Here is a 9,526-nt window from a genome sequence, read left to right on the forward strand (position 1 = left end):
CTCCCTTTGGGGGCTGGACTATGAAAAATATAAGGACTTGCTGTAACATAAAAAGGACAATTTTTTGTCTTGACAAACGGGTCCACTATATACCTCGATGCACTAAATCACCCGAAACTACAACTGCGTCAGGTTTCAACTTATCATCGTTAACACTATTGTATTCCCCCAATGATTCAATTAGATCACCAGAAAGAGTTTTGCATCTTGTCGTTGCACGAGGATCATTCACAATTCTTGTGTCGTAGTAGTCTTCTGCTTCAAGCGCCATATCTCTATTAAAATGCAAATCTGATATATGAACAAACTCAAATTTATCATTTTCTTTTAAATCCACTTCAGTGATTAAACTTTTTTTCGGCATGAGCGTATAATACAAAATCTGCGGGATAATGTCAATAGAGTACTGAATTTTAAAACACTTTTCAGTTGGGATGTAATTCAAGAGGTCAAGTGTTGAAATGTTATAGAAACAGGGGCAAACTGCTTTTTAGACCCTCATCTTAAATAACATCAGTCGCTTCTGTAATGCGCCCCAATGCTGTCCTTTCTTTCTATCGCCGATTGGACTATCAACTGCGCTGTCTGGAGGATGTTTTTTATTTCATTTTCGTATCTGGTTAGGTATGTGTGGGCTGTAACGTGACTTAGTGTAGTAAAGACATCAAGTGCCTCGTGAAGGGACGCGGCGCTTCTTATTATGCCCACCTTCTCCCACATCACACGGCGAATTGTGCTTCTTATCTCATCTGGATTTTCTATATGGTCTTGTGTTACAGTCAATGCCAGCTCAGGATTTATGTCTTTAAGATCAGCCTGTTCCTTTACGGCAGTACTCCCCGCACGGGCGCCAAAGACAAGGCCCTCAAGCAGGCTGTTGCTTGCCAGCCGGTTTGCCCCGTGCACTCCCGTACACGCCACCTCCCCTGCCGCATACAACCCCTTGATATTCGTCCTCCCATCTATGTCCGTCATCACACCGCCCATCATGTAGTGCGCCGCCGGCGATACCGGTATCAGCTCTGTCGTTATATCTATATCGTACTTTAAACAGGTCTTGTATATCCTCGGAAAGCGATTCTTTATATACTCCTTGTCCAGATGAGTTATGTCCAGATACACGTAATGGCTCCCTGTCCTTGTCATCTCTGACACAATTGCCCTTGCAACTACATCCCTTGTGGCAAGTTCGGCGTCTATGTGATATAGCCCCATGAACTTCTCCTTGTGGATGTTACGAATTACTGCCCCCTCACCCCTTAATGCCTCGCTTATAAGAAACTGCGGCGCACCTGAGGCATAAAGGCTCGTCGGGTGAAACTGGACGAATTCCATATCTGACATCTCTGCCCCCGCACGATATGCCGCCGCCATGCCATCGCCGGTTGCCACCTGAGGATTCGTTGTCCTCGAATACACCTGCCCTGCCCCGCCTGTTGCTAATATCGTCGCCCCGGCCAGCACCGCCGTAACCTGCCCATCCCTCAACATATATGCCCCGTAACATTGCCCGTCGAAAACTATCAGGTCTAAAAAATATGCAAACGAGTATTTCTTTATCTGAGGCATGGACATCGCCTTTTTAATCAGCACCCGTTCGATTTCCCTGCCGGTTGAATCACCGTGGGCATGAAGGATGCGCCGCCTTGAGTGCGCTGCCTCAAGTGTGAAAATCAGCCGCGAGTCTGATTTATCAAACTCTGCGCCCCATGATATTAGCTCCATGATGCGCTCAGGACCCTCGTTTACCAGCGTGTGTACGGCCTCATCAATGCAAAGCCCATCGCCCGCCTTTATAGTGTCTTCAAAGTGTATACCTATCGTGTCTTCGTCACACAGGGCAACCGCTACCCCTCCCTGTGCATATTCGGTTGAGGATTCCTTTAGCGTATCTTTCGTTATCACATAGACACTTCCAGCCTCAGCCGCCTCAAAGGCAGCCCTCAGACCCGCTACACCGCTTCCTATGACAAGAAAATCCACGCGTTCTGCTATCACGGCAGAAGCTCACTAAAATTATTAATATATGGCAATGTACCCGTATATTCTGCATCTTCCCTTGAGCTTGCCATGTGTTTTATCAGCACATACTTAATGCCGAATCTGGCAGCGCTCTCGGCTACCTCACGCGTGTCATCTATGAATAATGTCCTGTCTTTGTCAAATCCAACAGCCCTCTGCGCGTTTATCCAAAACCCCTCGTCCTCTTTTGGATAGCCCATGTCTGATGACATGATTACCTTGTCGAAATATTTTCCTAGTTCAGTGTGTTTCATCTTGAAGGCGATTGTCTTATAGTGGGCATTTGTGGCAAGCACTACGGTTTTTTTGTGAATTCGGAGGGCAGTTAGGAAGTCTTCAACATTGGGGTGTGCCTCAAGGAGGTGGCGTACCTGCTCGTTTAATGCAGGGATATCAAGGTCTAATTCGTTTGACCAGAAGTCTATGTCAGTCCAGTTTAATGTCCCTTCGCGAGCCTTGTATCTTACAAATAACTGCTCTTTGGCAGCCCCAAATGTGATTCCATGTTTTTCGGCATATTTCTCTGGTACGAGATGCCGCCAAAAATAGTCGTCAAAATATTTATCGACCAGCGTGCCGTCCATATCAAGTAGTACATGAGTTATCTCACTCCACAGTGCCTTTCTGATAACAACAGCATCCATCATGTGCTATGTCTTTGGGACGCACCAGGGCATGTGGGCGGGGGACATGTGGGCGGGGCTGGAGGGTTAGATAAAAATGGCTCATCTTTGATATAGTCGATGATCATTTCAGCTATCGTCTTTTTATATCTCTGGAAAAAGACCATCTCCTTTCTAAGCTGCCCCTCAAGAGAGGCTATTTGTGAATAAAACGGTGTACGGTCAATGACGACTGGAAACTCCTTGCCGCCATGCTGATCTGTAAACCTCTTGCAGCCATCCCAGCGTTGATTTGCCTTGCCCGGCTGAGAAAGCGATGACGGTACGCCGTGAACACGGCATATCAGCGGCCTGTTTTTATACACCACGCACATGCCGTCGAAATTCAGCGGGCACATTATCCTTAACGAATCGGTCTTGAAGGGGTTACGCACTATCTCCATAAAATATGCCTGTGAACGCTCCGCTATGGCCTCTGCCATTGTGTCATCAGTTATTTGAGATAAACCTTCGGCCAAATAAAAGTACTCGATAAGCGTATAGTGATAAAATACCGTCGTGCAGCAGTTATCCAGACATCCAGTGCATGAAAACGGCTCCCCGCCGACTGTGTAATGCTCCTGTGATTTTTGATAGAGTGCGTCGGAGGCCATAAATATCTCCGAGAGTTTGTCTATATACGGCATGATATCAAAAGACATAAACTGATGCCTCCTAAAGGGTCCCCTTGGTAGAGGGTACGCCTTTTGTTTTTGGATTTATAGCGGCGGCAGCAGAGAGCGCCCTGCCAAAGGCCTTAAATATTGCCTCATATATGTGGTGCGTGTCACGCCCGTAGTGCAGCATGATGTGAAGATTAAACAGTCCGTGGCTGCTCAAGCCCCTGAAGAAATCCTCAAAGAGCGATACCTGCAAGTCTTTGAGATAGCCGCTTGTGTCCTTTACATTATAAACCAGATATGGTCTGCCGCTCAGGTCTATGACCACCTCTGCAAGGCTTTCGTCCATCGGGACGCTGGCTGCACCGTAGCGGCTTATGCCGTGTTTGTCACCAAGTGCCTTGTTGATTGCATCCCCTAATGTGATGCCAATATCTTCCATCAGATGGTGGTAGTCCACATCTGTGTCGCCTGTGGCATTTATTTTAAGCGTGAAGTGCCCATGCCGGGAAGCCAAATCAAGCATATGGTTCAAAAACGGTATCTGTGTATTTATGTCTGACGCGGCTGACTCGTCGAGATTCAGCTCGACTGAAACGTTTGTCTCGGTTGTTTCCCTGTGAGTCTTACATTTTCTCATTTATTTGTCTCCTCAATTATTTTTTTCATGCTTGATATAAAGGCAGCGTTTTCTTTTGGTGTCCCCACTGTAACTCTAAAGCAGTTATCTAATGGGCCGCCGACAAGTTTCTTTATTAAAATATCGTCCTCTATGAGCTTTTTATGGAGGGCATCGGCTGTGAGAGGGCTGTTTATGTTCAGTTTAAATAAAATAAAGTTGGCATTTGAAGAATATGCCTTGATGCCGTCAAGCTCTGACAGTTCAGCAAACAGATTATCCCTTTCGTCAATCACTGAGTTGATACCTTTTTCGATTGACTTCTCATCCTCAAGTATCCCAATTGCAGCGGCCTGAGACAGTGAGTTGACATTATATGGAAGCCTTACCTTATTTACCGCCTCAATGATGGCTTTATCTCCGATTAAAAAGCCAAGTCGCAGCGCCGCCAGCCCAATTTTACTCAGCGTTCGCATTACAAGCAAATTCCTGTAACGCGGCAGTAAATCGACAAATGAATCCCCGCGCGTAGAAAACGGCTGATACGCCTCGTCAAGTATGACAAGGCCGCCAGTCTTCTCTATAATTTCTATAACCTTCCCGTATGTAAACGAGTTTCCAGTCGGATTATTTGGCCGTGACAGGAAGATTAATTTCGGGTTGTTTTGCTTGATTGCCGCAAGCATAGGCTCCATATCGAGGTCGAACTGCTCGTCAAGCGCCACCATGAAGTTCTTCTCGCCAAGGGATTCGGCAATTATACGATACATGGAAAATGTTGGCGCAGGGATGAGAGCCGGGCCGCCGATTGCAGTGAGCAGATAATATATAAGTTCGTCTGAGCCGTTACCGTGAAGGATACACTCCGGCTCAACACCCCATTTTTCTGCAAGAAATCTGCGCAGAGAACGGGCATCGGGGTCTGGATATCTGTTCGTTGGAAGCCTGAACTGCCCCAGCGGAAATCCATACGGACTTTCGTTGGCGTCAAGTCTTATCGAACACGGCGTGGCCTCTATAGTGTAGGCCTTCAGTGCCTTGATGTTAGGTTTTATCAGGTCTTCGATCACTTTTCTTAACTCGCCAGATTAATTATAATCGGGCTGACACACACAATCTACGGCAATCTACGGTATGACCTTATTCAGCGGGTACTCTACAATGCCTGAGGCCCCGGCCTTCTTCAGTCTTGGAATAAGGTCTCTGACATGGCGCTCTTCAATTATCACCTCGATGGCAGCCCAGTCCTTGTCAATAAGTTCGGATATCGTGGGTGAAGTCATGGATGGAAGCGTTAATTTTAGCGTCTCCAATGCCCACTTTGGCACATTCATCTTTAGTCCTACGAGTTCCTCTGCGGCAAGAGCGCCCTTTAAAAGCATGACTATGTTTTCTATCTTCTCCCGCTTCCACGGGTCTTGCCAAGCCTTTTTATTGGCGATAAAACGAGTAGTTGACACTAAAACTGTATGCAGGATACGCAGATTATTTGCCCTGAGCGACGAACCAGTCTCTGTCAGCTCCACTATTGCATCGGCAAGCAGAGGGGGTTTTACCTCTGTAGCGCCCCATGAGAAATCAACCTCTGCCGTGATATTGTTATTCTCAAGGAATCTTTTTGTGTGACCGACAAGCTCTGTCGCAATACGCTTGCCATTTAAATCCCCCAGTTGTTTGATATGACTATCATTAGGCACGGCTACTACCCACTTAACAGGCTTGAGCCCTTCTTTTGCATAGTTGAGTTCTGCTGCTTCCACAACATCGGCGTTTTGTTCAAGTATCCAGTCAAGTCCGGTAAGGCCGCAGTCCAGAATGCCGTTTTCTACGTAACGTGCCATCTCCTGTGCCCGTATCAGCATGGACTGAATCTCAACATCGTCGAATGCGGGATAATATGACCGCGAAGACACAGTCACACGATAACCTGCCTTTTTGAATAGCTTAAACGTAGATTCCTGCAGACTTCCCTTTGGAAGCCCTAATTTAAGTATCTGGCTGTCTTCCATGCGGGTATTATACATAAACTGATTATTTTTTTCATGGATATTTTATGTCAGGCTTTTGGCATGGGTGGGCAATGTCCGTTTATAAGTGGTAACGGCATGGGAAAAAAATCTCTGTGATGATTTTTTTTCGATTGACACTTATAAATATGAAATGTTATAGTCTTGAGCTTGGCGTAGCTGGGCAGAATAAGCGCCATATCAAATTGAATTGAAGAAAAGGGGGTGAATTAATGAAAAAGCTGACATTGATTCTTATGGTCGTATCGCTCTTCGTAATGGTAACCGGAGTATTCGCCGGTGAAAAAATAGTTGGAGTAGTCGATTCTATCGAGAAGAAGGGTGACGTGGTGGAATCCGTTACAATACTGGACGAGAAAGCCGGTAATGCAAAGAAGACCATCAAGTGTGAAGGCAAGTGTACAATCAAGCCTGGCGTAGATAAGGGCTCGAAAGTAACAGCCGAGACTACTGAAAAAGGCACTACAATCAGAAAGGCAGTTGCTGGTTGCTAATCAGCCGCAAGCAAGAGATATGTTTAAACGGAAAAGAAGGCTTTTTTAAACCGTCTTTTCCGTTTTACGTTAGAGGGACACATCCCAATTTGACAAGAACCTGTTATGAAGGCCATTTGGTTCATCATCTAATCTCTTAACAGGCCGCTTATGAAAAACCTCGTGGAAGACCTAAGAAAAGTAAATAATATATGGGATGTGTTCCACATTTCACTATAATATTATCTATTAATTATGTTAGGATTTCATCCATCAAACTATTATCGAAGGGGGTAGTATGTCTGGAAAAATAGTGAGAGATTGGGGTATCTTTGCAATAATCGATATAGTCGATTTCACACCTCAGCATTATGTCCTCGGTGACACTAAGATTCATGAAGTTCGGAATACGTTTTATAGTGCAATAAAGAAAAAGGTAATACCATTTAAATTTGAACTCATTAAGACCGCCTTAGACGCTGTTTTCATCTTTGGAAAAGACCCTGAAGATTTTCTTAATTTTATAATAGACCTATACACAACCAATCCTATTAAGATAAGCGGCAGGTTTGACTTAAAACTCAGGACGGTTGCCAATTCTGGTATGTTTACATTTGAAGTTGATGCGAGCGATAAGAAGATTGATATTGTCAGCAAAGAGGCAACAAAGACCTTCCGCATAGAAAAAAAGGCCAAAACTTGGGAATTATTAGTTACCGACACCCTCTTTACTGCGCTGCAGGATTATCTTGACAAGTTAAAATATACCCATACACTAGAACGATGGAACGAGGCGTTAAAGGGGTTTGAAGTTCTTGGAGACATTACCGTCTTACATCACCTGACGCCTCCGTGGAAAGATGAACAATCAGATGCTTCATACCCCGACTTTTATAGATCGAAGCGTGCTGAATTATATATCCAGACTAAAAAGATCACAATCTTCGGAAATCTCTATCCACCGCTTGATATGGAAAGAAGTTTTATAGAACTCACACTTGAAAAAGGCTTTATCGATGAAGATGCTCCTGATAATCAAAATAGCGTGAAACCTAAACATGTCAGTTACGAAGACAGAACGGAAATAAGACAGGAAATAAGACATGGGAATATAACGCATGATATAAAGGCATCCCAGTTATTACAGTTTAATAAGGGCTTTATTTTAGGCAACCCAGGCGCTGGTAAAACCACAATATTGCATCACATCGTATTTGAAACACTCAAGGCAAAGGTTGAAACCAATATGCTTTTTATTAATTGCAGAGACCTCAAAACAAAACGTGCAGCTTCGTCACTTCAGGTTGATGACATTCTGTCATTCCTGACATTTTCGTTTTTATTCCCCGGCATGGATGCTAAAAAACTTAAATACGACGAAAAGAAATATCTTGAGGATACCGTGCACGCGGTTATAGAATCATGGGGTAGAAAGCACCTTATCGTTTTGATAGACGCCATTGACGAATCACCTGATTCCAATGTTATGAACATGATAATAGAATACAGTAAAGTACTCATGTCTACAATATCTGCAAAAAAGGGCGCGCAGAGTGAGAATCGCGTGTTTGTCTCTTCAAGGTCTTTTCTTATCAATGACATCAAACAATTGGAGGAACCGATATTCCATGTAAACCCTTTAGACATGGAGCAAATCAGAGAGCTTGCACGTCGCTTTTACGGGGATGGCTCACAGATATTTAAACGCCTTGATGACCGTATCTGGAGAGAACCAGGTGTTAAGGAAATAGGCGGCACACCGCTTACGGCGTTACTGCTGCTGGCATATTTCGAGCACACGGAGTCCTTTGAGCTGCGCTATAAGACATATGACATATATGTTAAGTTTATCTTCCGTGATATATGGGGACAGGTTAAGAGAGACACCTTTAGAGGAAATTATAATAAATTGAGTGATTTCTTTATTGAGGCCGCAGATGATGGGTTTCTTGGGAAGTATGGCGTAATAGCCTCTCAATATGACGCTCTTTCTGAACTTGCCTATGAACTGCTTTTTGATGCCGTAAACAATATAACAGAACGAAGTGTTAGCGAAGACTATCTCAGAATTCACTTTGCGAACTGGATTAAAAATAACGATGCAAAAAGGCATGATGAAACGGTGTCGGAATATGAAAAGAGGATAACCAGTAAGGCCAATGACTTGATAGGTTATTGCAGGTCTGAACATCTGCTGATTCCATCAGGGAATCGGGATTATGTTTTTATACATCAAACTGTCATGGAATTTCTTGCCGCTCGTCATTTCATAGCGTTATCATATAGTGAAAAAGAGACTAAGACCTCAATGTTTGAAAAAGAGCGGGAAAGTCTTGAGACGCTCCCTATCGCGTGCGGGAGAGATATCGATATAGCGACAGAGATATTAACCGTTTTAAGACAACATTATGAAACAGGCAGAGACGATTCTACCATGCCCTTTAGATGTCTATCTGAAATAGAAGGGCTGGAGAGAAAGTCCCTCGAAAAGATACAAGTCAAGAAAAAGTTAATTGCGCATGAAGCACAATTAAGTAAATACAAAGACAAAACTGAGTGGGTGTACAAGAATTTAGTAAAACTCATCATGTCTGAAGACATCGACAAGATAAAAGAATTGCAAAAATCATTCTCTGCTATTATTCCTCTGACACGGGAGACTTTACTTAATAAATATTTACCAAAAGGTTGGGATGATGTCTACCCTGGCATAAAAATTGCGAGAGATGGCCTGCTCAAGGTTTTATTGTCTAAGGAAGTCTTCAACACAATTGAATCAGAAAAAATGCAGGCACAGAATGAGGCAGCGAAAGGTGAAATCTCTGAATCTCTATTAACACTCGATAAAGACGGCTCTCCCTATGATAAAAACTTCCGATATTATAAACGCAATATCAATGCCCTGACGGGTTTTTATGGTTCTCCGAACCTGAAACATTCAGGTTCGGTAAATTGTCTTGCCGTTACATCCGACAATAAATACGCTATTTCTGGCTCAGATGATAATACCTTGAAGCTATGGGATATTGACTCCGGTATGGAAATTCGCTCTTTCATCGGTCATTCTAACCCTGTAACAAGCTGTTTCATAACGAAAGACGAT

General features: G+C 43.9%; 9 protein-coding genes. 2 read left to right on the top strand and 7 right to left on the bottom strand.

Annotation, left to right across the window (positions count from 1 at the left end; all coding sequences use genetic code 11):
• Positions 1-85 precede the first annotated feature (85 nt).
• From ASN18_RS06280 to hisG, 7 genes are all read right to left on the bottom strand, one after another.
• Entirely contained in the window at positions 86-364 is a 279-nt protein-coding gene (locus ASN18_RS06280) for a metallophosphoesterase (protein WP_085051898.1), read from the bottom strand.
• A gap of 149 nt (positions 365-513) precedes the next feature.
• Complete coding sequence (nadB, locus tag ASN18_RS06285) at positions 514-1,998, bottom strand: L-aspartate oxidase (protein ID WP_236861565.1); 1,485 nt, start codon at positions 1,996-1,998, stop codon at positions 514-516.
• Positions 1,995-2,669, bottom strand: a complete 675-nt coding sequence (yrfG, locus tag ASN18_RS06290) for a GMP/IMP nucleotidase (RefSeq protein WP_236861566.1) — start codon at positions 2,667-2,669, stop codon at positions 1,995-1,997. The genes nadB and yrfG overlap by 4 nt, the downstream gene beginning before the upstream one ends.
• A complete protein-coding gene (locus tag ASN18_RS06295) occupies positions 2,666-3,346 on the bottom strand; it encodes a YkgJ family cysteine cluster protein (protein WP_085051900.1) in 681 nt (226 codons plus the stop codon). The genes yrfG and ASN18_RS06295 overlap by 4 nt, the downstream gene beginning before the upstream one ends.
• Before the next feature lie 13 nt (positions 3,347-3,359).
• Positions 3,360-3,944, bottom strand: coding sequence for an imidazoleglycerol-phosphate dehydratase HisB (gene hisB, locus ASN18_RS06300; RefSeq protein WP_085051901.1), 585 nt, complete (start codon positions 3,942-3,944; stop codon positions 3,360-3,362).
• The gene (gene hisC, locus ASN18_RS06305) at positions 3,941-4,993 is read right to left on the bottom strand and encodes a histidinol-phosphate transaminase (RefSeq protein ID WP_085051902.1); all 1,053 of its coding nucleotides are present in this window, start codon (positions 4,991-4,993) and stop codon (positions 3,941-3,943) included. Before hisC ends, hisB begins: the two co-directional genes overlap by 4 nt.
• Before the next feature lie 57 nt (positions 4,994-5,050).
• Entirely contained in the window at positions 5,051-5,932 is an 882-nt protein-coding gene (gene hisG, locus ASN18_RS06310) for an ATP phosphoribosyltransferase (RefSeq protein ID WP_085051905.1), read from the bottom strand.
• 230 nt (positions 5,933-6,162) lie between these two features.
• Between hisG and ASN18_RS06315 the strand changes: the two genes are divergently transcribed.
• On the top strand, positions 6,163-6,444 hold the full coding sequence (locus ASN18_RS06315) for a hypothetical protein (protein WP_085051903.1): 282 nt from the start codon (positions 6,163-6,165) through the stop codon (positions 6,442-6,444).
• 277 nt (positions 6,445-6,721) lie between these two features.
• On the top strand, positions 6,722-9,526 hold a 2,805-nt coding region (locus tag ASN18_RS06320; protein ID WP_157072863.1), incomplete at its 3' end, for an NACHT domain-containing protein.

Source organism: Candidatus Magnetominusculus xianensis, from assembly GCA_001541255.1.
GTDB lineage: Bacteria > Nitrospirota > Thermodesulfovibrionia > Thermodesulfovibrionales > Magnetobacteriaceae > Magnetominusculus > Magnetominusculus xianensis.

Bases quoted from the DNA above. Each gene is read 5' to 3' on its own strand.
- ASN18_RS06295 (WP_085051900.1), bottom strand. From the start codon at position 3,346: ATGTCTTTTGATATCATGCCGTATATAGACAAACTCTCGGAGATATTT.
- ASN18_RS06280 (WP_085051898.1), bottom strand. From the start codon at position 364: ATGCCGAAAAAAAGTTTAATCACTGAAGTGGATTTAAAAGAAAATGAT.
- hisB (WP_085051901.1), bottom strand. From the start codon at position 3,944: ATGAGAAAATGTAAGACTCACAGGGAAACAACCGAGACAAACGTTTCA.
- yrfG (WP_236861566.1), bottom strand. From the start codon at position 2,669: ATGATGGATGCTGTTGTTATCAGAAAGGCACTGTGGAGTGAGATAACT.
- hisG (WP_085051905.1), bottom strand. From the start codon at position 5,932: ATGGAAGACAGCCAGATACTTAAATTAGGGCTTCCAAAGGGAAGTCTG.
- ASN18_RS06315 (WP_085051903.1), top strand. From the start codon at position 6,163: ATGAAAAAGCTGACATTGATTCTTATGGTCGTATCGCTCTTCGTAATG.